A 21,566-nucleotide genomic window follows, 5' to 3' on the forward strand; every position below is an offset into this window, starting at 1 on the left:
TGACGGAGATATTGGCCATCGCCCGTACATTTGCTACCCGTCCGCTAGACAGCGAGGGCGCGCATGCCGGACATCACGATCTTCGAGACCGTCGCGGCCATGCGAGCCGCCGTGGCGGACTGGCATGCCGCAGGCGAAAAAGTCGCGCTGGTTCCGACCATGGGTGCTCTTCACGAGGGCCATATCGCCCTGGTGAAGGAGGGGCAGCGCCATGCCCGGCGCGTCATTGTCTCGATCTTCGTCAATCCAACGCAGTTCGCGCCGCATGAGGATTTCCAGAAATATCCGCGCACTTTCGAGGATGACTGCGCCAAGCTGACGGCGGCCGGCACTGATGCGGTGTTCTTTCCGTCCGTCGCGGAGATGTACCCTGCCGGCTTCGCCACGCGCGTGCTGTTGCTGGGGCCGGCCGCCGTCGGGCTCGAGGATCGCTTTCGCCCGACGCATTTCGAAGGGGTCGCCACGGTCTGCTGTAAACTGGTCACCCAGTCCGGCGCCGACTACGCGATCTTCGGCGAAAAGGACTATCAGCAGCTCAAGGTCGTCACCCGCATGGCGGGGGACCTCGATCTCGGCATCCGCATTGTGCCGCTAGAAACATTGCGCGAGACGGACGGCCTCGCGATGTCCTCGCGCAACCGCTACCTCTCAGCCGAGCACCGCGCCCTGGCGCCGATGCTCCATCGGACCTTGCAGGAGCTTGCGGCGCGCATTCGCAACCGCGATGACCTGTTCGCGGCGACGACCGAAGCACAAAGCGCGATCATCGCCGCCGGCTTCGAGCTCGAATATCTGGAAGCCCGCCATGCCGAAACGCTGGCGACTGTCACCTCGGCGGCGGATGGCCCGATGCGGCTGCTCCTCGCGGCCCGCATCGGCAGCACGCGGCTTATCGACAATATCGCGGTGTGAGGCTGGCGGTCACGGCCTGAGTCAGAGCAGTCCAAGCACCGCCAGTTCACGGCGCAACGCCTCGGGCATTTCGCCGAGATCGGTGCCCCCTTCGGACAGGTCGCGCGGCGCGTCCGCCTCCAGCAGGTAACGCCAGCCCTGGAAGGGCCGGAACGGTCTTGGCGTCACCGGCACCACGACCGGCTCGAGCACCAGATGGCAGCGGCCGATGCCGTCGGTGTCCTTGAAGGGGCGGATGTCGGTCAGCCGTTGCCGGGCGGCGATCTGACCCTTGATCACCCAATAGAGCGACCCGCCTCCCACAATCTCCTCGACGCGCTTCGGCACCATGCGGGTGGTGTGGAACTGCTCGATCGGTTCGCCCCGCGCCCGGCGAAGCGCCATACGCTCGTCGATCCAGCCTTCGAGATCGCCGATCGATTCGGCGCCGACGCAAAGCTTGAGCATGTGAAGGGGCATCGCCGGAAACTAGCGCCGCTCACGGTGGCGGGCCAGAGCCGGCGGCGATTCTCCACAACGGCGAGCGCAATGAGCGTCCAAAACCTCTCCGCCAGCGTGCCGCAGCGACCGTGGTTCAACCCTGAGGAAACCGCGCGCGCAAAATATTAGCCGAAAGGATGAGCCTGGAACCCGGCAACGACGACAATCGAAGTTGAACGCGGCTTGCGAGAGGCAGAATGTCCGGCTGTTTTCCTCCGGCGAGCCGTCCCATGAAATACATTCTGCTGTTGATCCCATGCCTCCTCGCGGTCTGGGTCCCGCTTTATAACTCGGTGGAACCGCGCCTCGCCGGGATCCCCCTCTTCTACTGGTTCCTGATGGTGATGATCCCCGTTTCCTCGCTGTTCATCTGGCTCGCCGCCAAGGCAGAGGGAAGCGACCTGTGATCGACCATCTCAACTGGACGGCGACTATCGTCTTCGTGCTGTTCTTCGTGCTCGTCACGGTGATCGGCTTCTTCGCCGCGAACTGGAAGTCCGGAAACCTGGACGAACTGCATGAATGGGGCCTCGGCGGCCGGCGCTTCGGCGCCTGGATCACCTGGTTCCTGCTCGGCGGCGACCTCTACACCGCCTACACCGTGATCGCGGTGCCGGCCGTGGTCTACGCCATCGGCGCCTATGGCTTCTTCGCTGTGCCGTACACGATCCTGATCTACCCCTTCATCTTCCTGACGATGCCGCGGCTCTGGAACGTGGCGCACCGGAAGAACTACATCACCGGTTCGGACTTCATCTACGGACGCTACGGCAACAAGGGTCTGGAACTGGCGGTCGCCTTCACCGGCATCCTCGCCACCATGCCCTATATCGCGCTCCAGCTCGTGGGCATGGAGAAGGTCATCCAGGCGCTCGGCTTCCAGGGCGAGGGCCTCTGGTCGCATCTGCCGCTGACGATCGCCTTCGTTATCCTCGCGCTCTACACCTACAAGAGCGGCCTGCGGGCACCGGCCATGATCGCCTTCGTCAAGGACATCATGATCTACATCTTCGTCATCGCGGCGGTGGTGATCATCCCGGCCAAGCTCGGCGGCTACGGCGCCGTGTTCGATGCGGCCGCCAAGGTCTATGAGGGCAAGCCCAATCAGGGCCTGACGCTCTCGGCCGCGCAGATGGCGCCCTTCATCACGCTGGCGATCGGCTCGGCGATGGCGCTGTTCATGTACCCGCATTCGATGACCGGCGTGCTTTCGGCGTCCGGTCCGCGAGCGCTGCGCCGCAACGCGATGACCCTGCCGGCCTATTCGCTGGTGCTGGCCCTGATCGCGCTGATGGGCTTCATGGCCCATGCGGCAGGCATCAAGGTCGCCAATCCGCAGGACGCTGTGCCGCAGCTCTTCCTGAAGATGTTCCCGGACTGGTTCACGGGCTTCTGCTTCGCGGCCATCGCCATCGGCGCGCTGGTGCCGGCGGCGGTGATGTCGATCGGCGCGGCGAACACTTTCACCCGCAATGTCTGGCGCCCCTTCGTCGAACCGAACATGTCCCCCAAGCGCGAGGCGACGCTCGCCAAGCTGATGTCGCTGATCGTCAAGGTGGGCGCGCTCGTGGTGATCGTGTTCATGCCGACGAAGTTCGCGCTCGACCTGCAGCTGCTGGGCGGCGTCTGGATGATCCAGATCTTCCCGGCGATCGTCTTCGGGCTCTACACGACCTTCTTCAGCGGTGAGGCGCTCCTGATCGGCTGGGTGGTCGGCTTCGGCATGGGGACCTGGCTTTCCTGGGGCGCGACGGCCTGGGTGCCGACCTCCGTGGTCGGGGGCTACGGCGCCTATAACGGCATTATCGCCCTGGTGGCGAACGTCGTCGTGGCGCTCGTCCTATCCTTCGTCTTCAAGGGGCGGCCAAGCGAGATCACCGAGGCCGATTTCCGCGACGCGCCACGCTCCGCCTGACGGTTTCATCCCGACACCACTGCAAAAGGCCGGCCTCGTGCCGGCCTTTTCAGTTTAGCGCAGGCCGCGTCACGATTGCCGGGCTCGGCCGCAAGGTTGCGAGCCTGAAACGGCTTCGCCGCCCGCGCGATCGCCGATACCATCCTTTGTGCGACGGCGATGGCCTTCGCTTCCTGACGCCAACGACGGACACCGATCATGCGCGGACTTGCAGGCAAGGCCATCCTCGTCACCGGCTCGTCCAGTGGCATCGGCTATGCGATGGCGGAACGCCTCGTGGCGGAAGGCGCGCGTGTGCTGGTTCATGGCCGCGAAGAGGCAGACGTGGAGGCCGCGGTCGCACGGCTCGGCAGCTCCACGGCGGGCTTCACCGCCGACCTCGCCGAACCCGCAACGGCGCAGGAACTGGCCGACGCCACCATTGCCGCCTTCGGCCGCATCGACGGTCTCGTCAACAATGCCGGCATCTACCCGCGCGGCGTGCTCGGCGAAACGACCGCTGCCTTCTTCGACCACGTCTTCGCCATCAACACGCGTGCCCCGCTGCTCTGCGCCGAGGCCGCGATCCGCGCCTTTCGGGCGCAAGGCTCGGGCGGCGCCATCGTCACCGTCGGCTCGATCAACGCCTGGTGCGGGCTATCGACCCTGACGATCTATTCGATGTCGAAGGGCGCGTTGATGACGATGACGCGCAACATCGCCGATGCCGTCGGCCCCGAGCGCATCCGCGCGAACCAGCTCAATGTCGGCTGGACCTGGACCGCCAACGAGGACGCCACCCAGCAGAAGGAAGGCAAGCCGCCCGGCTGGGAGAAGGATGTCCCGAAGCGCAACGCCCCGACCGGCCGGATCATGCAGCCGGAGGAGATCGCCGCCCATACGGCATTCTGGCTCTCCGATGACAGCGCCCCGGTCTCCGGCCAGATCTATGAGGCTGAGCAGTTCCCGATGATCGGGCGGAGCTGACCCGAGTTCGCTACGCATCGTCATTGCGAGCGAAGCGAAGCAATCCAGGGGACTGGCTCGCACCGTTCACCCCGTCCCCCTGGATTGCTTCGTCGCTACGCTCCTCGCAATGACGTGCGCGGGCACGACCAAGCATGAGTGGGCCGATGCAGCTTGAATCGGATTCTGAGCGATGGCCCGCAACCGACTCCAGCGACGAGCTTAATCCCCGATCACCACCACCTTCGCCCCCTCGGCCACCTGCGCTCCCGGCTCGCCCGCGACCTCGCTCACAGTCCCGTCGCGCGGCGCCGTCAGCACATGCTCCATCTTCATCGCCTCGACAATGGCGAGCCTCTGCCCCTTCACCACCGCATCGCCGTCTTTCACGAAAAGCGCGACGAGCTTGCCGTGCATCGGGGCCTTGACCACGCCGCCGGAGCCGGCCGCGGCGTCGAGATCGACGGAGAACGGATCGAACAGCGAAACTGTCGTCTGACGGTTGCGATGCAACGCATACCAGGTCCCGGCCTCGCCTTCCGCCAGCGCGACCTCGTGCTCGCCCTCGCCGATCTCGTGGCCCCGCACGGTGACGCGAGCACTCTCGCCATGCCACTCGATGCCGGCCTCGACCCGCTCGCCATCGACAAGCAGAGGCAGGCCCAGAGGCAGGCGCGGCATCAGCGAAAAGGCATCCGGCTCCAGCCAGGGCGAGCGTGCCTCGCCACCGGCCCGCTCGGCGGCAGCGATCATTCCAGCGGCCTGTCGTTCCTCTTCCAACTGCAAGGCTGCGGCAGCGACCGATGCTGCATCGAGCGGCTGCGGCTCGGCTCCGAGCGCGCTCATGTTGCGCTCGATGAACCCGGTGTCGAACGGCCCCGTCCGAAAGCCTTCGGCCTCGGTCAGCTTCTTCAGGAAGGCGAGGTTGGTGCGAGGCCCGGCCACCACTGTCGCCCCCAGCGCTGCGCCGAGCCGGTCCAGCGCTTCGTCGCGCGTCGCGCCATGGGCGATGACCTTGGCGATCATCGGATCGTAGAACGGCGTCACGGTATCGCCGGCCTCGACGCCGGTATCGATCCGGATGCCCTCGCCCGCGGGAAACTGCAGCGCCCAGAGCTTGCCGGTGGAGGGCAGGAAGCCCTTCTCGGGGTCTTCCGCATAAAGCCGCGCCTCGACGGCGTGGCCCTTGGCTTGCACATCCGCCTGCGAGAAGCCCAGCGGCTCGCCGGCCGCCACCCGCAACTGCAGCTCCACGAGATCGAGCCCCGTGATCGCTTCCGTCACCGGATGCTCGACCTGCAGCCGCGTGTTCATCTCCATGAAGTAGAAGCGGTCGGCCCGCAGTCCTTCGCGTCCGTCCGCGATGAATTCGACCGTGCCGGCACCGACATAGCCCACCGCCCTCGCCGCTTCCGTCGCGGCCTTGCCCATGGCGGCGCGCACCTCGTCCGTCATGCCGGGCGCCGGCGCCTCTTCGATCACCTTTTGGTGGCGACGCTGCAGCGAACAGTCGCGCTCGTAGAGATGGACGACGTTGCCGTGGCTGTCGCCGAAGACCTGGATTTCGACATGGCGGGGGCTGAGCACGTATTTCTCGACCAGCACGCGGGCATCGCCAAATGCGCTCGAGGCCTCGCGCTGGGCGCTGGTGAGCGCATCCACGAACTCCTCGGGCTTCTCGACCTTCTTCATGCCCTTGCCGCCACCGCCGGCGACAGCCTTGATCAGGACGGGGTAGCCGATGCGCCCAGCCTCCTGCGCCAGAAAGTCCGCCTCCTGCGCGGCGCCGTGATAACCGGGCACGACGGGCACGCCAGCCTTTTCGGCCAACGCTTTGGCCGCATCCTTCAAACCCATCGCGCGGATTGCCGAAGCCGGCGGGCCAACGAAGACGATGCCGGCGGCCGCACAGGCCTCAGCGAAATCGGCGTTCTCCGACAGGAAGCCGTAGCCTGGATGGATGCAGGCCGCGCCCGCCTGCTTCGCCACAGCCAGAATCTTCTCGGCATCGAGATAGCTTTCGCGCGCCGGCGCGGGGCCGATGTGCCAGGCTTCGTCCGCCATCTGCACGAAAAGCGCTTCGGCGTCGGCATCCGAATAGACGGCGATGGTGCGCAGGCCGAGGCGCCTGGCCGTACGGATGACCCGGCAGGCAATCTCGCCGCGATTGGCGATCAGGATGGAAGGCAGCTTGGCGGCGATCGTCATGGGCGGCGGCATCCCTCGAAGCGTTAGCCCTTTATAACCCGCCGGCATCGCCTGTCTGCGCCGTGTTATCGCAGATCGGGTTGGGGCGCTTGCGCATCCACACTGTGTCGCAGCGAACGCCAGATCGCCCATGTCGCCTGGAAGCAGATTCCGGCAACGATCAGGTCGAACAGATATTCCGGCCAACGCACCGGTGCCGCCCGTGCGGCTAGCCCGATAAGCGCGAAACCCGTGGTCGAGATCGCGTCGTTGCGGCTCGACAGCCAGGTCGCGCGAATGACCGGGTTCTCTTCCGCGCGAAAACGCCAGAGCGCGGCGATGACCAGCAGCGCGATGACGATGGCGCTCGCGGCCGCGAACCCGAGAGCGCCCATCTCGATCGGGCGCGGCGCGACGATCTTGTCCCAGAGGTCGTAGAGGCTGTGCAATCCGGCGACCGCCATGACGGCACCGATGCCCAGCGCAGCCAGACGCTCCGCCCGCGCGTCGCGTCCAAAGACGACAGCGGCGATGCCGTAGAGCGCGACATCGTAGACCCAGTCGACGCCATCCTTGAAGAGCTGCGCATTGCCGACGGCGTGCGCCCAGGCGACGGTCGCGGCGGCTTGGACCGCGATACTCAGCGCAATCGCCCAGATCGTGCGGGTGTAGGCAAGGGCGACAGCGGGGCGGGGCGTTGCAGCTCCGGCTCTCGCGTCAAGTTCGGGCTGGTCCCGATCATTCACGTCTTGTGCCTCTCCGGCCACCCTCACCCCCGTCATCCCGGACAAGCCGCGTCAGCGGCGCTGATCCGGGATCCATGCCGGAACGCAATCGGCGAGGTTCAGGCATGGATCCCGGGTCTATGCGGAGTTTATCCTTGGGCCGATCAAAGATCGAACCCGAGGGCTGCGCCCGGGATGAATGGCAAGGGGCAACGCGAACGATCGGTTCGCTCGTCACCCGCGCCCGACGAACGGCGCCTTCGTCGCCATCACCGTGACGAAGAGCACGTTCGCCTCCGGCGGCAGCGAGGCCATGTGCAGAACGGTCGTCGCGACATTGTCGACATCCATCACCGCCTCGACCTTGTTCGAGCCATCCGCCTGCGGCACGCCGGTGGTCATCTTGCGGGCCATCTCGGTCAGCGCGTTGCCGATGTCGACCTGGCCGACGGCGATGTCGTATTTGCGCCCGTCAAGCGCCGCTGTCTTGGTCAGGCCGGTGATGGCGTGCTTGGTCGCGGTGTAGGCGACTGAATTCGGACGCGGCGCGTGGGCCGAGATCGAGCCGTTGTTGATGATGCGCCCGCCCTGTGGCGACTGCGCCTTCATCGCCGTGAAGGCGGCCTGCGTGCACAGGAACGGACCGGTCAGGTTCGTATCGACGACCTTTCGCCAGTCTTCCAGCGAGAGGTCCTCCAGCAGCACGCCGCCCGGCGCGTTCACGCCGGCGTTGTTGAACAGCACATCGACCCGGCCGAAGGCTTCCGTCGTCTTGGCGAAGAGGTTTTCCACCGAGGTCTTGTCGGTCACGTCGGTCGGCACTGCCAGTGCCTGCCCCGCGCCAGCGCCCGAAAGCGCGATCGTCTCCTGCAGCGCGTCCGCGCGCCGGCCGGCGAGGACCACGCGGTAACCGTCCTTGAGGAAAGCCGTCGCGACAGCCCGCCCGACGCCTGATCCGGCGCCGGTGATAATCGCGACCTTGTTGTGTCCTGACATGCGTTTCCCCGCGTTCCGGTGACTTCAATCGTTTCAGCCGGGCGTTGCCGGCCTGTCACCATAGCAGCGAAGGCATGGGAAGAAAGAGCGGCGGCCGCAATGGCCCGCCGCGCTTGTCCGGGAGATGTGCGCCGGGTTCAGATGACGCCGTAGCGCTTGAACCAGGCCAGCATCCGCACCCAGCCATCCTCGGCCTGCGCCTTGCGATAGCTCGGCCGGTAGTCGGCATGAAAACCGTGCGGCGTGTCGGGGAAGATCACGATCTCGACCGTCTTGCCGGCGGCTTTGGCGGCATCGCGCTGCTTCTCGACATCGGCGACCGGAATGCCGGTATCCGCGGCGCCATAAAGCCCCAGCACGGGTGCCTTGAGGTCTCCGACGACTTCGGCCGCGGTCTTCGGCTGGATATCGCTGCGGGCGCCGCCGAGCGGGCCGTACCAGGCGACGGCCGCCTTCAGCTGCGGGTTATGAGCGGCGAACAGCCAGATCGCCCGGCCGCCACGGCAAAAGCCTGTCGCGCCAAGTCGGGTCGAATCGCCCTTCGAGGCGCTTGCCGCCCACTTCGCGGTCGAATCGAGGTCGGAGAGCAGCGTGGCGTCCGGCGCCTTCGAGATCACGTCGCGCACGATTGCCTGCGCGTCGGTCATCTTCGAGAGGTCGCCGAGCCGTGCATAGAGTTCGGGCGCGACCGCGCAATAGCCCTGCTTGGCCAAGCGGCGACAGGTGTCCTTGATGTATTCGTGGACGCCGAAAATCTCCTCGATGACGATCACGATCGGGAACGGGCCGGCCCCTTCCGGCATGGCCCGGTAGCCCGGCAGATCGCCGTCGGCGGTCGGGATCTTGACCTCGCCGGCGACGAGGCCGGCGCTGTCGGTCGAGATCGTCTGCGCGTGCACCACGGTTGTCGCCAGCGTGAAGCCGGTCATCAACCCGGTCATGACGAAGCCGCGGCGCGAAAACGGCTCGGTGACCAACCCGTCCAGCCCTTCGAGAGCCGCCTTGCCCGGAGTTTTTTCGTCGACGACGGTCTTGATCGCGGCGGTCATGAAGGCTCTCCTGCGGAATGAGCGCGGAGACTGCTGCGTCGGAGAGCCGCTGCCAAGCCACCGCGTCACGGCGCTGGTCACAGTGGCGTGAACGATGTGCTGCCGAAACGGCCCGTGGCCTCCCTCGATGACACTGCGCGATAGGACCGATGCCGCGAATAACGACTGGGGGAGGTTCGGATGAACGATGATCTGCTATCGGCTGCCGCTTCGATCGACGAGCGGATCGTCAGCCTTGGCGACTGGCGCGGCGAAGTCCTCGCGAGAATGCGGGGCCTTATCAAAGAGGCCGTTCCGGATGTCGTCGAGACCTGGAAGTGGCGCGGCGTGCCGGTCTGGGAGCATCACGGCATCATCTGCACCGGTGAGACCTACAAGGCGGTGGTCAAGTTGACCTTCGCCAACGGCGCCTCGCTGGACGATCCCGTCGGACTGTTCAATTCCAGCCTCGACGGCAACACCCGGCGCGCTATCGATATCAAGCAAGGCGATGCGATCAGCGTGGACGCCTTCAAGGCATTGATCCGGGCCGCCGCGAGCCTCAACGCTTCACGCAAGCATTGAGCCGCCTTCGCATTGGCAGCGGAGACACCTCACATCCGGAACACGCCGAACTTCGTTTCCGGAATAGGCGCGTTGAGCGTGGCCGAAAATGCAAGCGCCAGTACGCGCCGGGTCTCGGAGGGCAGGATGATGCCGTCGTCCCACAGCCGGGCGGTCGCGAAATAGGGCGACCCCTCCTCCTCATAATTGCGGCGGATCGGCGCCTTGAACGCCTCTTCCTCCTCAGGCGTCCAGCTCTTGCCGTCAGCCTCGATGTTGTCGCGCCGCACGGTGGCGAGCACGCTCGCCGCCTGCTCGCCGCCCATCACAGAGATGCGCGAGTTCGGCCAGCTGAACAGGAAGCGCGGCGAATAGGCCCGCCCGCACATGCCGTAATTGCCGGCGCCGAACGATCCGCCGACGAGCACCGTCACCTTTGGCACCCGCGCCGAGGCGACCGCCGTCACCAGCTTGGCGCCGTCCTTGGCGATGCCGCGCGTCTCGAAATCGCGTCCCACCATGAAGCCTGTGATATTCTGCAGGAACAGCAGCGGAATGCGCCGCTGGCAGCACAATTCGATGAAATGCGCCCCCTTGAGCGCGCTTTCCGAAAAAAGAATGCCGTTATTGGCGATGATCCCGACTGGAATGCCATGGATACGGGCGAAGCCCGTCACCAGCGTCGTGCCGTAGAGCTTCTTGAATTCGTCGAACTCCGAGCCGTCGACCAGCCGCGCGATCACCTCGCGGATGTCGTACTGCTTCTTGAGGTCGGTCGGCACCACCGCCTCCAGCTCTGCCGGATCGTAGAGCGGCTCGACCGGCTCGGCGATGTCGATATCCGGGCGTTTGACGCTGTTCAGGTTGCCGGCGATGCGCCGCGCGATGGCGAGCGCATGGGTGTCGTCGCCGGCATAATGGTCGGCCACGCCCGAGAGCCTAGCATGGACATCGGCCCCGCCGAGATCCTCGGCCGAGACAACCTCGCCGGTCGCCGCCTTCACCAATGGCGGGCCGCCCAAAAAGATCGTGCCCTGCTTCCGGACGATGATGGTCTCGTCCGACATCGCCGGGACATAGGCGCCCCCGGCGGTGCAGGAGCCCATCACCACCGCGATCTGCGGAATGCCTTCGGCCGAAAGATTGGCCTGGTTGAAGAAGATGCGGCCGAAATGCTCGCGGTCAGGGAAGACCTCGGTCTGGTGCGGCAGGTTCGCCCCGCCCGAATCGACCAGATAGATGCAGGGCAGCCGGTTCTCGCGCGCGATCTCCTGCGCGCGCAGATGCTTCTTCACCGTCATCGGGTAATAGGTGCCGCCTTTGATCGTCGCGTCGTTGCAGACGATCATGCACTCGCGGCCCGCCACGCGGCCGATGCCGGCGATCATGCCTGCGGCGTGAACGTCGCCCTCATACATCCCGAAAGCGGCGAGCGAGCCGATCTCGAGAAAGGGCGAGCCGGGGTCGGTCAGCCGCAGCACGCGCTCACGCGGAAGCAGCTTGCCACGGGCCGTATGCCGCTCGCGGGACTTGGATGTGCCGCCCAGCGCAGCCGCAGCACGGTGCTCCTGCAACGCATCGCGCAGGCCGGCCCAGGCGTCCGCATTGGCGCGCGTCTCGGCAGAGTTGAGATCGACCTTGCTCTCGATGATCGGCACGTCGCACTCCCTCGTCGGTTCTTGGAGAGCCGTCCTGCCCGCTCAGCCCTCATCCTGAGGAGTGCCGCAGGCGCGTCTCGAAGGATGCTCCAGGAAGCTCGGAACCATCTGGAGCATCCTTCGAGACGCCGCTTCGCGGCTCCTCAGGATGAGGGCTGAGGGCCGGAAGGGACTCTCAAGATCAGCTTTATGACCCGGCGTAGCGACGCTGCCAACCGGCGCTCATACCAAGATGGTTGGCCCAAATACGCGCTCGAAGGCCTTGCGCAAGACCATATCCGCCTCCGGCATCGTCACGGGCAGTCCGAGATCGACCAGCGATGTCACGCCGTGCCGGCTGACGCCGCAGGGCACGATGCCGTCGAAATGCGAAAGCTCGGGATCGACATTGAACGAGATGCCATGGAACGAGACCCAGCGCCGCACACGAATGCCGATCGCCGCGATCTTGTCCTCGACCTCGGCGCCCTTCTCGGGCCGCCGCACCCAGACGCCGACGCGATCCTCGCGCCGCTCGCCGCGAATGTTGAAATCGTCGAGCGCACCGATGAGCCAGCCTTCCAGCGCGGCAACGAAACGACGCAGATCCGGCTCACGCCGCTTCAAATCCAGCATGACATAAGCCACGCGCTGGCCGGGACCATGATAGGTGTACTGCCCGCCCCGCCCCGACCGATGCACCGGAAAGCGCTCCGGCGCGATTAGATCGGCATCCTTGGCTGAAGTGCCGGCGGTGTAAAGCGGCGGGTGCTCGACCAGCCAGACCCGCTCGCGCGCCTGCCCGTTCGCGATCAGGCCGGCGCGCATCTCCATCTCGGCCACGGCATCGTCGTAACCGGTCAAGCCTTCGCTCACGAACCATTCGACAGGTTCGGAGCCCGGCTCCGACAGAAAGGAAACCGCAAGCGCCTCGCGCAGATTCACCATGGCTTAACCATGTTCCGTTCAAAGTTCCCCGGCTGGTAAGAAGCCGGCCGATCCTTGCGACGCCTCTTGCGCCCAAATCCAGCCGACAGGCAAGTTTCGTTGGTCGAATTCGAAAATAGGGTTCCGGAGGCAGGGTTTGAAGGCCGATCTCGATCTCGTTCCTGTCGAATTGACCGTCGTGCTGGGGCAGACGGAAATGCCGATCTACAAGCTGCTGCGACTCGGGCGCGGCGCCATCATCGAGCTCAATGCGAGCGAAACCGACGAAGTCCAGATCCTCGCCAACAATCATCCCTTCGCCAAGGGAATCGTTGTCGTCAGCGGCTCGAAAATCTCTGTCGAGATCACCCAGATGCTGAAGCGGCCGACCGTGTACACGCTCCAGACCGTCGCAGAGGCGGCCTGAACCGTCGATTGTCTCGCCTACCCGGCTAAAGTGAGCAAGCCGGCTCTTTTCCTTGCTGATGCCCTTGTGGACCCGGATTCGATTTGCTAGATCGGCGCCGCTCCCGGTGGCTCTGCCCGCGATCGGAACCGAGCTGCGGTCGTGGCGGAACTGGTAGACGCACTACCTTGAGGTGGTAGCGGGGAAACCCGTGGAGGTTCGAGTCCTCTCGACCGCACCAAATTCGGACGCAAGTCCCTGAAACGGCGACCTTTACGGGTCGCCGTTTTCGTTTCCGGCTCTGCCGTGCGCCCTGAAAAAGTCATCCGTGCCTGTCAAAGGCGCATCGGGCGATGGGACTACCGTCATCATCGCCTCGGCCTTGCGGCAAGCCGGATCGCGCCGGCTGACAGATGTCAGAACTTTGGTAACGTAAATCGTCCATTTCATAACCTCGACGAACCCGAGACGATCGCCCGCCGCATGTCCCGTTTCCGCGCCCTGCCCTTTCTGGCCGCCGCCGCCTTCGCGCTGCTGGGCGGTTGCACGGCCATCGATACGCTCGGTGATGCCCGGCCGCATTCGGGCGTTGCGGAGGCGCATAGCTATGCGATCCATGGCGTCGACATCTCGCGCTGGCAGGGCGACATCGACTGGGCCTCGGTCAAGGCATCGGGTATCCGCTTCGTCTACATGAAGGCGACGGAGGGCGGCGACCATGTCGACCCCGCCTTCCAGCGCAACTGGGAAGGCGCGCGCCGCGCCGGCATCGCGCGCGGCGCCTATCATTTCGTCTATTGGTGCCGCCCGGCGCATGAGCAGGCGGTCTGGTTCAAGCAGCAGATCCCCAACGACCCCGATGCGCTGCCGCCGGTCCTCGACGTCGAATGGAACGGCCACTCCAAAACCTGTCCGAACAAGATCGACCGCAATCTCGCGCTGGAAAAGATCCAGCTGATGCTGACCGAGCTGGAGCAGCTCACCGGCAAGAAGCCGGTGATCTACACGGACATCACCTTCCATCGCGAAGTGCTGGAAGGCCAGTTCAACGACTATCCGTACTGGATTCGCTCCACCGCCGCGAAGCCGGAGACGCGCTACAACAACCGCCCCTGGTCGTTCTGGCAGTTCACCACCACCGGCCGCGTGCCGGGCATCCGGGGCGATGTCGACCGCAACGCCTTCTTCGGCAGCGAGAGCCAGTTCCATGGCTGGCGCCGGGGCGAGTTCGACATCGCGACCCGCCGCTGGGAGAAGCGCCAGCCCGAGCAGCCGGCTCCGGTGCAGCCCGCCATGCCGGCGCCCTCGCCCTTCACCCCACCGGCCTCGCCGCCGCCCGGCAATCTCGACGAGGTTCCGGTCGCAAGGATGCCGGGCAGCGTACCGGCAGTGGCCTCCGGCTTCCAGACGGCGGGCCCCGACGTCACGGACTGAGCCTGCTGTCCCGGCCGCGCCGGTTAACCAAGCCTGACGAACATCGTTAGACTGCCGCGCAGTTCTAACGACCGCTTAACCCGCTTCTCCGCATCTGGACCCGTGATGCAGGAGAACACCATGCCAGCGCGCGAGCTGACCACGCAGCAGAACCGAGGGAAACGCCTCCTCGACGTCTTGATCGTCCTCGCCACCTTCAGCTGCCTGGCCGAGCCCGCGCTGGCCTACTATCCAAAGAAGGGGGACAGCGCGCCCCATCACGGAGTTCGCGCCGCCCGCAGCAAGGTCATCCAGGGCATCGACGTCTCGCGCTGGCAGGGCGAGATCGACTGGCAGAAGGTCAAGGATGCCGGCACCCGCTTCGCCTTCATCAAGGCGACCGAGGGCGGCGACCATCTCGACCCGAATTTCAAGCGGAACTGGGCCGAGGCGAAGCGCCACGGCATTCCTCGCAGCGCCTATCATTTCGTCTGGTGGTGCCGCTCCGCCAAGGACCAGGTCCGCTGGATCAAGAAGCACATTCCGCGCGATCCCGACGCCCTGCCGCCCGTGCTCGATGTTGAGTGGCAGAACGGCTCGCAATGCGCCAAGCGCATTTCCCGCGAGGAGGCGCTCGAGAAGATCGAGGTCATGCTCAAAGGCCTGCGCGAGCACACCGGCAAGAAGCCGGTAATCTACACCGACATCAACTTTCACGAGGACGTGCTGGAGGGGCAGTATAACGACCACCCCTATTGGCTGCGCTCCACCGCCGCCCCCCTCGCCAAGCGCTACGCCCGCGACCGCTGGGAATTCTGGCAGTTCACCACGACGGGCCGTGTGCCCGGCATCACCGGCGATGTCGACCGCAACGCCTTCTTCGGGACCGAGCGCGAATTCGACGCCTGGCGCCAGGGCCGCTTCGACATCGGCTCGCGCATCTGGCACGGCGGCGAGCCGAAGACGAAGATCGCCGGCCGCATGGCAGCGCCGACCCCGGCGGGAGCGCGCGCGCCTGCGGCCGCAGGCGGGACCAAGCTGCGTTTCGCCCCGCCCGGCCGGATTCCCGCCCGCACCGCCGACAACCGCGACGTCGACCGGACCGGGGCCGTCCGGCGCAACTAGGCATCGGCCGCCGTCATGCCTCTGTCATATCGGCACCCCTTTGTCCCGGCGTTTGGGGCGAGTGCGATGCCGGGCGATCATCAGGGCGATCTTCAATCACGCTTCGGGATCATCTGGGCCTATCGCTTCGACAGCAACGGGCGCCCCGCCCTCGTCGCACGCGACGAGCTGCCCGAGCTGACGCCGAGCACCGGCTTTGTCTGGCTGCATCTCGATCTCGTCCACACCCGCGCCCGGAGCTGGATCGCCGAGCAGGACCTGCCGGACCCAGCGCAGGAGGTCTTCCTCTCGCAGGAGGCTCATCAGCGGCTGGATCACTCCGCCAGCCTCGCCTGGGGCGTTTCGCACGACCTGACGCGGGGCATGGCCGACAAGTCCGACAGCGTCGGCGCGCTGCGCTGGATCGTCGGCGAGCGCTTCCTGCTCACCGGCCGGCGTGAGGCGCTGCAGGCCATTCGCATGACGGCGGAGGCGCTCGATCGCGGGGACGCCGTCGATAGCCCGGCCACCCTGTTCGAACAGATCATCGAATACATCATCGACGACGTCACCGACAGCGTCGTGCGCCTCGTCGAGGAGACCGACACGGTCGAGGACCATATCCTCCTCGACAAGCTTTACGACGGCCCCAAGCGCGTCGGCTCGGTCAGGCGCACGGCCGTCCGGCTGCATCGCCAGCTCAGCGGCCTGCATGTCCTGTTCCGGCGCTTCGCGGAAACCCATTCCGGCCGCAGCGCGCCGGACGCGGTCAAGGCGACGGCGCTGCGCCTGCTTCAGCGGGTCGACACCCTGCACCACGACGTCCAGTCGGTTCAGGACCGCGCCCGGCTCCTGCAGGACGAAATCGCCGCACGCTCGGCCAGCCGGACCAACCGCCAGCTCTATGTGCTCTCGATCCTGACGGCGCTGTTCATGCCCGCGACCTTCATCACCGGCCTGTTCGGCATCAACGTCAAAGGGTTGCCTTGGGTCGAATCCGAGATCGGCGCCGTCAACGTGACGCTGGCCTGTATCGCGGCTGCCGTGCTGACGCTGGTTCTCCTGCGGCGCCGTGGCGTGATCGGCGACTAGCAGCAAGCGCCTTTGCCCGTTCGGACGACTCGATTATTGCACGCGCCGAAGCCAGCGAAATCTGGGCTATAACCTGGGAAGAACGGCGCTTGCCGCCGCAAATCCGGGAGGTCTCAAATGCTCGCCAATGCACCCCGCCCCTTCGATTTCGACCTTGGCGAGACCGCCGACGCCATCCGCGACACCGTCCACGCCTTCGCGCAGGAGAAGATCGCCCCGCGTGCCGACGAGATCGATCGGAGCAACCAGTTCCCGCGCGATCTCTGGCCTGAGATGGGCGCGCTCGGCCTGCACGGAATCACGGTCGAGGAAGAGCATGGCGGCGCCGGCCTCGGTTATCTCGAGCACTGCATCGCAGTGGAGGAGATCAGCCGCGCCTCGGCCTCCGTCGGCCTCTCCTACGGCGCTCACTCCAATCTCTGCATCAACCAGATCCGCCGTAATGGCAGCGAGGCGCAAAGGCGCCGATACCTGCCCAAACTGATCTCCGGCGAACATGTCGGGGCGCTCGCCATGTCCGAGCCCGGTGCCGGCTCCGACGTGGTCTCGATGAAGACGCGCGCCGAGAAGCGTGGCGACCGCTACGTCCTGAACGGCAACAAGATGTGGATCACCAACGGGCCGATCGCCGAGACGCTGGTGGTCTATGCCAAGACGGACCCGGAGGCCGGCTCGCGCGGCATCACCGCCTTCCTGATCGAGAAGGGCATGGCTGGTTTCTCGACCCATCAGAAGCTCGACAAGCTCGGCATGCGCGGTTCCGACACCTGCGAACTCGTCTTCCAGGACTGCGAGGTTCCGGAGGAGAACGTGCTCGGCCAGGTCGGGCGCGGCGTCAACGTTCTGATGAGCGGGCTCGACTACGAGCGCGCCGTGCTCGCCGCCGGCCCGCTGGGGATCATGCAGGCGGCGCTGGACGTGGTGATGCCTTATGTTCACGAGCGCCAACAGTTCGGCCGCAGCATCGGCGAATTCCAGCTGGTGCAAGGCAAGGTCGCCGACATGTATGTCGCGCTGAATTCCTGCCGGGCCTATGTCTACGCCGTCGCCAAGGCCTGCGATCGCGGCCAGACCACGCGTGAGGACGCGGCCGGCGCGATCCTGCTCGCTGCGGAGAAGGCGACCCAGGTCGCCCTCGATGCGATCCAGCTCCTCGGCGGCAACGGCTACATCAACGACTATCCGACAGGGCGCCTGCTTCGCGACGCCAAGCTCTATGAGATCGGCGCCGGCACCAGCGAAATCCGGCGGATGCTGATCGGCCGGGAGCTGTTCGAGAAGACGAAGTAGACGATTCTGCGTCGCGGTCCCGGAGCGCCTCGAATGCCCCTCTACTTCGCCTACGGCCTGAACATGGACCCTGCCGGCATGGCGAAGCGCTGTCCGCAGGCGCGCGCCTTGGGGCCCGCCCGGTTGCCCCGCCACCGCTTCATCGTCACGCGTGACGGCTACGCCTCGGCCATCCGCGATCCGCACGAGGAGGTCCACGGCGTGCTGTGGGACTGTTCACTCAGCGATATCCGCGCCCTCGACAAGTTCGAGGACATCGCCAGCGGGCTTTACGTCAAGATCAGCCAGCCGGTCATCGTACTCGGCGGAGCCAAGCGCGCGCTGATCTATATCGGCCGCACCTCGGAGCCCGGCAGGCCGAAGCCGGGCTATATCGAAACCGTCATCGCGGGGGCCGAACATTTCGGTTTGCCAACGAGTTACGTCGCCGGCTTGAATCAATTTTCGAAGAGCGGCCCGGCCTCGCTGAAGCTGCCTGCATCGGGCGATGTGTTGCCGCCGGGCCCGGTCAAAGGCGTGCGGCCCAGGGCGCTCGCGCCGAAGTAGCGGCTTCTCCCCTCGCCCTGGACGACGGCTTGGCAGCGGACGGCGCGGACGGACCTGGGAAGCGGGTTTACCAGAACAGCGCGAGCAGCCGCACCGCAATCACCAGCACGAAAGCCGCGATGATCGTCGCCAACACCTGCTGACGTTTGGCCCGGTGGGGAAACTGCCGGGCCAGCAACCGGCCGAGCGGCTTGCGGAAGATGAAGGCCGCGACGAGCAGGACGATGACGATATGGGACAAGGCAAGGTACCGCTGGGTGCGCTCTTGCCTCTCTTGCTGCGCTGCGCGCCTCAGCGCAAGCTGTTGCGTCGGTGGAGTCGGGATGGCAGAGCGGCAGCATGATCGGATTCAGCAATCTCGACCTGATCGCGCTGGCTTTCTTCGCGGCGTCCTGGTTCGGCTACCACTTCGCGGTGGAGCTGGGACCGCATGCCGACAAAAGCCTGAACATGCGGATGAATCTACGCCGCGCCCGGTGGATCCGGGAATCGCTGACGCGCGACAACCGCATCGTCGATACCCAGGTGATGAACGGCCTTCAGAACGGCACCGCCTTCTTTGCCTCGACATCGATGATCGCGATCGGCGGCACGCTGGCCCTGCTGCAATCGGCCGAGCGCATCGTGGCGATCTTCGCCGATCTGCCGCTGAACAGTGCGCCGACCCGCGCCGTCTGGGAGCTCAAGGTGATCGGGCTGGCGATCATCTTCGGCTATGCATTCTTCAAGTTCGCCTGGGCCTACCGGCTGTTCAACTACTGCGTGATTCTGATCGGCGCCCTGCCCCCGGCGCGCGAGCATGATGCGGACGAGGCGCGGCGCGCGGTTCACGAGACGATCGAGATGAACATCGCCGCCGGGCGGCACTTCAACCGCGGCCAGCGCGCCTTCTTCTTCGCGCTTGCCTATATGGGCTGGTTCCTGGGGCCGGTCAGTTTCATGCTGTTTACCGGCGCGGTGCTGGTCGCAATGTATCGCCGCCAGTTCGCCTCCGACGCCGCGCGCGTCTTTCGCTACCCGGAGAGTTCATGAGCGATCGAGACACCGAGCTCGAGGAGACGATGCTGCGCCTCGTGAGGGAACGCGGATCGGACAAGACCATCTGCCCTTCGGAGGCCGCGCGCGCCGTCGGCGGTGGCCATCCCGACGGGTGGGGCCCGCTGATGCAGCCGGCGCGCCGGATCGCCGTGCAGCTGATGAAGGAGGGTCGCATCGTCATCACCCGCAAGGGCCGGCCGGTCGACCCCGACGACTTTCGCGGCGTCTATCGCCTGCGACTGCCCGAAAGCCCGCCGGAGGAGTGAGTCTCAGGGCCCCGGGAAGAGCGAATCGCTATAGCCGGCCAGACGGTAGGCCAGCAGACCTACCCACTCCTTGAAGCCGTTATCGGCGATTTCCAGCGCGCGCGGCGCGCGGCTATAGGGGCGGATGAAGTCACTCGCCTTTCCGCCCGACCAGTAATCGACCGGAAAGGCCTCGACAGCGAAGCCAACCTTGCGGAACACGCCCATCGACCGCGGCATATGCCAGGCCGACGTCACCAGCAGCCAGCGCTCGCCGGGTTGCGGCTGAACGAGGCGGCGGGTGAAGACCGCGTTTTCCCAGGTATTGCGGGACTGGTCCTCCATCGCGAGCCGCGCCGGGTCCAGCCCCAGCCCTTCGAACAGTCGCCGCGCCCCGTCCGCTTCCGTCACCTTCGAACGTGAGACGAGGTTGGCCGAGCCTCCGGTGAAGACGATCTTCGCCTGCGGATGCAGCCGGGCCAGCTCCACAGCCTTCGTCATGCGCGCGGCCGCCGAATTGAGCACGACATCGCCCCGCGCCAGGCCGATCGCTCCACCGAGCACGATGATGCCCGCGACCGGCCCCTTCGTGGCGTCCTGCTGAGGAAAGCGATCCTCCAGCGGCCTGATGACCGCGCGCGGCAGCGGGCTGAACGCCAGCAAGCCCAGCATCACCATGGCGCCGATGCCGAGCCAGCGAGCCGGGCGGGCAAACCGCGTGAAAGCCAGCAAAGCGGCGAGCCCCGCCGCAAGGATCGCGCAATTGACGGGCGAGCCCACGAACCAGACGATCTTGGACAGGATGAAGAACATCGCGGCTCCGGGCGCGGCCTTACGTCCAAAGCCGCATCAGGCCTCATAACCGCCGAATGCTGACAGCCTGCTAACGGTGACTGCGAAGGAACCTGCGCGGCCACAGAGGAGCGTCAGCGAAAAATCTCGGGACGCTGCGACGGCGTTCGCTCCGCAGGCCGCGGCAGAGCCCGCACCACTTCGATCGCACGCTCGGCAACCTCGCGCAGCTGACAACCGGCCTGCCGCCCGGCCTGAAGCGGCTCGCGCTGACCAGTGGCATAGAAGGCGCATTTCTGCGCGACATAACTTTCCCAGCTCATCTGCAATGCGGCAAGACGGCTACGCTGTCCGGGATCGAGCGGCCGAGCCGCCACCTGCAAGGCCAGATTGAGACGCTCGCGCCAAAGCCCTTCCTCGCGCCGGGCGCAGCCTGCCTCGGCGCCACGCGGGTCGCTGCGGGCGGCCCGCACACAGGAGATCGCAACAGTCCCGATGCACGCCGACGGCGCGCTTCTCTGCTCGTTCAGGCAGCCGGTAAGCTGCACCATGTCGGGGCTGGGCGCTGGCGACGTCTGCGCCGAGAGGGGCGCAGCCGCAAAGGCGGAAAGGCAAAGCGTCGCGAGCCAAAGTTTCATCGCGCCATCATGTCAGGCCGCTGCGCTCGGGCAAGAGGCTTGGCGGCCGGCTCACGCAATCGGGAGCGGCAACGCAGCATGTGCCGCAGGCCGAGCCCGCAGCGCGGCATACCAACGCTCCACCGCCGGGCGCGCGACCCGCTCGACCGGCATGTTGAACCAGCGATGCGCTCCGCATCCGACAGTGATGTCCGCGATACCGAAATGCTCGCCGGCCAGAAAAGGACGATCGGCCAGCTGGCCTTCGAGAATAGCCATCTTCGCCTCAGCGCCTTCAATGGCGGCGGCGATCCGGGCCGGGTCGACATGCCCCGGCAGCTTCCTCACGACTCCGAACAGCACCGGTGCCAGTGCCGGCTGCAGCTCCGACAGCATCCAGTCCATCCACCGCTCAGTGCCTGCCCGGCGCGCCGCATCCGCTTCCCAGAGCCTGTCGGCTCCGTAACGCGCCGCGAGATAGCGCACGATGGTGTTGGATTCCCACAGGTGGACATCGCCATCCTCAAGCACGGGAATTTGCCGATTCGGGTTCAGCGCCCCGTATTCGGGCGTATCGAGGCCCCCGAAAGGCCCGCCGACATCGACACGCTCGAAAGGCTGGCCGACTTCGCCGGCCGCCCAGACGACCTTCTGCACATTGACGGAGCTGAGCCGCCCCCAGATTTTCAGCATGGCGCCCTCTCCAG

The 21,566-nt window shown here is 66.0% G+C and carries 24 protein-coding genes and 1 tRNA gene; 14 read left to right on the top strand and 11 right to left on the bottom strand.

All coding sequences use genetic code 11. The features are described 5' to 3' along the window. The first annotated feature begins 63 nt into the window (after positions 1 to 63). Positions 64 to 912, top strand: coding sequence for a pantoate--beta-alanine ligase (gene panC, locus AC1DR6_RS20310; RefSeq protein ID WP_476831085.1), 849 nt, complete (start codon positions 64 to 66; stop codon positions 910 to 912). A gap of 21 nt (positions 913 to 933) precedes the next feature. Here the strand turns inward: panC and AC1DR6_RS20315 are convergent, their stop codons facing one another. Then, complete coding sequence (locus AC1DR6_RS20315) at positions 934 to 1,371, bottom strand: DUF1489 family protein (protein WP_476831086.1); 438 nt, start codon at positions 1,369 to 1,371, stop codon at positions 934 to 936. A gap of 251 nt (positions 1,372 to 1,622) precedes the next feature. Here AC1DR6_RS20315 and AC1DR6_RS20320 point away from each other — a divergent pair, with 251 nt between their 5' ends. From AC1DR6_RS20320 to AC1DR6_RS20330, 3 genes are all read left to right on the top strand, one after another. Beyond that, on the top strand, positions 1,623 to 1,799 hold the full coding sequence (locus AC1DR6_RS20320) for a DUF3311 domain-containing protein (protein ID WP_476831087.1): 177 nt from the start codon (positions 1,623 to 1,625) through the stop codon (positions 1,797 to 1,799). Then, complete coding sequence (gene mctP, locus AC1DR6_RS20325) at positions 1,796 to 3,307, top strand: monocarboxylate uptake permease MctP (RefSeq protein ID WP_476831088.1); 1,512 nt, start codon at positions 1,796 to 1,798, stop codon at positions 3,305 to 3,307. The genes AC1DR6_RS20320 and mctP overlap by 4 nt, the downstream gene beginning before the upstream one ends. A 198-nt stretch (positions 3,308 to 3,505) precedes the next feature. After that, positions 3,506 to 4,273, top strand: coding sequence for an SDR family NAD(P)-dependent oxidoreductase (locus AC1DR6_RS20330; RefSeq protein WP_476831089.1), 768 nt, complete (start codon positions 3,506 to 3,508; stop codon positions 4,271 to 4,273). Positions 4,274 to 4,474: 201 nt separating this feature from the next. On the opposite strand, the gene AC1DR6_RS20335 is transcribed toward AC1DR6_RS20330, so the two are convergent. The 4 genes from AC1DR6_RS20335 to AC1DR6_RS20350 all read right to left on the bottom strand — a co-directional run bounded on the left by AC1DR6_RS20335 (position 4,475) and on the right by AC1DR6_RS20350 (position 9,209). Continuing rightward, positions 4,475 to 6,460, bottom strand: a complete 1,986-nt coding sequence (locus AC1DR6_RS20335; RefSeq protein ID WP_476831090.1) for an acetyl/propionyl/methylcrotonyl-CoA carboxylase subunit alpha — start codon at positions 6,458 to 6,460, stop codon at positions 4,475 to 4,477. A 65-nt stretch (positions 6,461 to 6,525) separates the two neighbouring features. Beyond that, positions 6,526 to 7,185: a cation efflux transmembrane domain-containing protein gene (locus tag AC1DR6_RS20340; protein ID WP_476831091.1), complete on the bottom strand. Its 660-nt coding sequence runs from the start codon at positions 7,183 to 7,185 to the stop codon at positions 6,526 to 6,528. 213 nt (positions 7,186 to 7,398) lie between these two features. Further along, positions 7,399 to 8,160 (bottom strand): SDR family oxidoreductase, encoded by a 762-nt coding sequence (locus AC1DR6_RS20345; protein ID WP_476831092.1) that lies wholly within the window; start codon positions 8,158 to 8,160, stop codon positions 7,399 to 7,401. A 137-nt stretch (positions 8,161 to 8,297) separates the two neighbouring features. After that, a complete protein-coding gene (locus AC1DR6_RS20350) occupies positions 8,298 to 9,209 on the bottom strand; it encodes a dienelactone hydrolase family protein (protein WP_476831093.1) in 912 nt (303 codons plus the stop codon). Positions 9,210 to 9,389: 180 nt separating this feature from the next. Between AC1DR6_RS20350 and AC1DR6_RS20355 the strand changes: the two genes are divergently transcribed. Next, positions 9,390 to 9,773, top strand: a complete 384-nt coding sequence (locus AC1DR6_RS20355) for a DUF1801 domain-containing protein (protein WP_476831094.1) — start codon at positions 9,390 to 9,392, stop codon at positions 9,771 to 9,773. A 29-nt stretch (positions 9,774 to 9,802) separates the two neighbouring features. On the opposite strand, the gene AC1DR6_RS20360 is transcribed toward AC1DR6_RS20355, so the two are convergent. Further along, on the bottom strand, positions 9,803 to 11,410 hold the full coding sequence (locus AC1DR6_RS20360; protein WP_476831095.1) for a carboxyl transferase domain-containing protein: 1,608 nt from the start codon (positions 11,408 to 11,410) through the stop codon (positions 9,803 to 9,805). Positions 11,411 to 11,632: 222 nt separating this feature from the next. Next, positions 11,633 to 12,337 carry a lipoyl(octanoyl) transferase LipB gene (lipB, locus tag AC1DR6_RS20365; RefSeq protein WP_476831096.1) on the bottom strand — a complete coding sequence of 235 codons (705 nt, stop codon included), beginning with the start codon at positions 12,335 to 12,337 and terminating at the stop codon, positions 11,633 to 11,635. Between the two features lie 136 nt (positions 12,338 to 12,473). Between lipB and AC1DR6_RS20370 the strand changes: the two genes are divergently transcribed. The 7 genes from AC1DR6_RS20370 (at position 12,474) to AC1DR6_RS20400 (ending at position 18,167) form a co-directional block, all read left to right on the top strand. Further along, the gene (locus tag AC1DR6_RS20370) at positions 12,474 to 12,743 is read left to right on the top strand and encodes a FliM/FliN family flagellar motor switch protein (protein WP_476831097.1); all 270 of its coding nucleotides are present in this window, start codon (positions 12,474 to 12,476) and stop codon (positions 12,741 to 12,743) included. 135 nt (positions 12,744 to 12,878) lie between these two features. Next, positions 12,879 to 12,963 (top strand) — tRNA-Leu (locus tag AC1DR6_RS20375). A 242-nt stretch (positions 12,964 to 13,205) separates the two neighbouring features. After that, the gene (locus tag AC1DR6_RS20380) at positions 13,206 to 14,156 is read left to right on the top strand and encodes a glycoside hydrolase family 25 protein (RefSeq protein WP_476831098.1); all 951 of its coding nucleotides are present in this window, start codon (positions 13,206 to 13,208) and stop codon (positions 14,154 to 14,156) included. 120 nt (positions 14,157 to 14,276) lie between these two features. Continuing rightward, complete coding sequence (locus tag AC1DR6_RS20385) at positions 14,277 to 15,260, top strand: glycoside hydrolase family 25 protein (RefSeq protein WP_476831099.1); 984 nt, start codon at positions 14,277 to 14,279, stop codon at positions 15,258 to 15,260. A 66-nt stretch (positions 15,261 to 15,326) separates the two neighbouring features. Next, positions 15,327 to 16,331 carry a CorA family divalent cation transporter gene (locus tag AC1DR6_RS20390; RefSeq protein WP_476831100.1) on the top strand — a complete coding sequence of 335 codons (1,005 nt, stop codon included), beginning with the start codon at positions 15,327 to 15,329 and terminating at the stop codon, positions 16,329 to 16,331. A gap of 117 nt (positions 16,332 to 16,448) precedes the next feature. Then, complete coding sequence (locus AC1DR6_RS20395) at positions 16,449 to 17,621, top strand: isovaleryl-CoA dehydrogenase (RefSeq protein WP_476831101.1); 1,173 nt, start codon at positions 16,449 to 16,451, stop codon at positions 17,619 to 17,621. A gap of 33 nt (positions 17,622 to 17,654) precedes the next feature. After that, entirely contained in the window at positions 17,655 to 18,167 is a 513-nt protein-coding gene (locus AC1DR6_RS20400; protein WP_476831102.1) for a gamma-glutamylcyclotransferase family protein, read from the top strand. Positions 18,168 to 18,234: 67 nt separating this feature from the next. Here the strand turns inward: AC1DR6_RS20400 and AC1DR6_RS20405 are convergent, their stop codons facing one another. Next, entirely contained in the window at positions 18,235 to 18,408 is a 174-nt protein-coding gene (locus tag AC1DR6_RS20405; RefSeq protein ID WP_476831103.1) for a hypothetical protein, read from the bottom strand. 98 nt (positions 18,409 to 18,506) lie between these two features. Between AC1DR6_RS20405 and AC1DR6_RS20410 the strand changes: the two genes are divergently transcribed. Then, entirely contained in the window at positions 18,507 to 19,199 is a 693-nt protein-coding gene (locus AC1DR6_RS20410; RefSeq protein WP_476831104.1) for a DUF599 domain-containing protein, read from the top strand. Further along, entirely contained in the window at positions 19,196 to 19,471 is a 276-nt protein-coding gene (locus AC1DR6_RS20415; RefSeq protein ID WP_476831105.1) for a DUF3253 domain-containing protein, read from the top strand. Before AC1DR6_RS20410 ends, AC1DR6_RS20415 begins: the two co-directional genes overlap by 4 nt. Positions 19,472 to 19,474: 3 nt before the next feature. On the opposite strand, the gene AC1DR6_RS20420 is transcribed toward AC1DR6_RS20415, so the two are convergent. From AC1DR6_RS20420 to AC1DR6_RS20430, 3 genes are all read right to left on the bottom strand, one after another. Beyond that, entirely contained in the window at positions 19,475 to 20,263 is a 789-nt protein-coding gene (locus tag AC1DR6_RS20420; RefSeq protein ID WP_476831106.1) for a YdcF family protein, read from the bottom strand. Between the two features lie 113 nt (positions 20,264 to 20,376). Continuing rightward, entirely contained in the window at positions 20,377 to 20,880 is a 504-nt protein-coding gene (locus AC1DR6_RS20425; protein ID WP_476831107.1) for a lysozyme inhibitor LprI family protein, read from the bottom strand. Positions 20,881 to 20,931: 51 nt separating this feature from the next. Next, entirely contained in the window at positions 20,932 to 21,552 is a 621-nt protein-coding gene (locus AC1DR6_RS20430; RefSeq protein ID WP_476831108.1) for a glutathione S-transferase family protein, read from the bottom strand. Between the last annotated feature and the right edge of the window lie 14 nt (positions 21,553 to 21,566).

The organism is Allobosea sp. P5_A5, from assembly GCF_056400625.1.

Excerpts from the sequence above, each read along its gene's own strand:
- panC (WP_476831085.1), top strand. The coding sequence starts at position 64 with ATGCCGGACATCACGATCTTCGAGACCGTCGCGGCCATGCGAGCCGCC.
- AC1DR6_RS20315 (WP_476831086.1), bottom strand. The coding sequence starts at position 1,371 with ATGCCCCTTCACATGCTCAAGCTTTGCGTCGGCGCCGAATCGATCGGC.
- AC1DR6_RS20320 (WP_476831087.1), top strand. The coding sequence starts at position 1,623 with ATGAAATACATTCTGCTGTTGATCCCATGCCTCCTCGCGGTCTGGGTC.
- AC1DR6_RS20330 (WP_476831089.1), top strand. The coding sequence starts at position 3,506 with ATGCGCGGACTTGCAGGCAAGGCCATCCTCGTCACCGGCTCGTCCAGT.
- AC1DR6_RS20335 (WP_476831090.1), bottom strand. The coding sequence starts at position 6,460 with ATGACGATCGCCGCCAAGCTGCCTTCCATCCTGATCGCCAATCGCGGC.
- AC1DR6_RS20345 (WP_476831092.1), bottom strand. The coding sequence starts at position 8,160 with ATGTCAGGACACAACAAGGTCGCGATTATCACCGGCGCCGGATCAGGC.
- AC1DR6_RS20350 (WP_476831093.1), bottom strand. The coding sequence starts at position 9,209 with ATGACCGCCGCGATCAAGACCGTCGTCGACGAAAAAACTCCGGGCAAG.
- AC1DR6_RS20355 (WP_476831094.1), top strand. The coding sequence starts at position 9,390 with ATGAACGATGATCTGCTATCGGCTGCCGCTTCGATCGACGAGCGGATC.
- lipB (WP_476831096.1), bottom strand. The coding sequence starts at position 12,337 with ATGGTGAATCTGCGCGAGGCGCTTGCGGTTTCCTTTCTGTCGGAGCCG.
- AC1DR6_RS20380 (WP_476831098.1), top strand. The coding sequence starts at position 13,206 with ATGTCCCGTTTCCGCGCCCTGCCCTTTCTGGCCGCCGCCGCCTTCGCG.
- AC1DR6_RS20385 (WP_476831099.1), top strand. The coding sequence starts at position 14,277 with ATGCCAGCGCGCGAGCTGACCACGCAGCAGAACCGAGGGAAACGCCTC.
- AC1DR6_RS20390 (WP_476831100.1), top strand. The coding sequence starts at position 15,327 with ATGCCGGGCGATCATCAGGGCGATCTTCAATCACGCTTCGGGATCATC.
- AC1DR6_RS20395 (WP_476831101.1), top strand. The coding sequence starts at position 16,449 with ATGCTCGCCAATGCACCCCGCCCCTTCGATTTCGACCTTGGCGAGACC.
- AC1DR6_RS20400 (WP_476831102.1), top strand. The coding sequence starts at position 17,655 with ATGCCCCTCTACTTCGCCTACGGCCTGAACATGGACCCTGCCGGCATG.
- AC1DR6_RS20410 (WP_476831104.1), top strand. The coding sequence starts at position 18,507 with ATGATCGGATTCAGCAATCTCGACCTGATCGCGCTGGCTTTCTTCGCG.
- AC1DR6_RS20415 (WP_476831105.1), top strand. The coding sequence starts at position 19,196 with ATGAGCGATCGAGACACCGAGCTCGAGGAGACGATGCTGCGCCTCGTG.
- AC1DR6_RS20420 (WP_476831106.1), bottom strand. The coding sequence starts at position 20,263 with ATGTTCTTCATCCTGTCCAAGATCGTCTGGTTCGTGGGCTCGCCCGTC.
- AC1DR6_RS20425 (WP_476831107.1), bottom strand. The coding sequence starts at position 20,880 with ATGAAACTTTGGCTCGCGACGCTTTGCCTTTCCGCCTTTGCGGCTGCG.
- AC1DR6_RS20430 (WP_476831108.1), bottom strand. The coding sequence starts at position 21,552 with ATGCTGAAAATCTGGGGGCGGCTCAGCTCCGTCAATGTGCAGAAGGTC.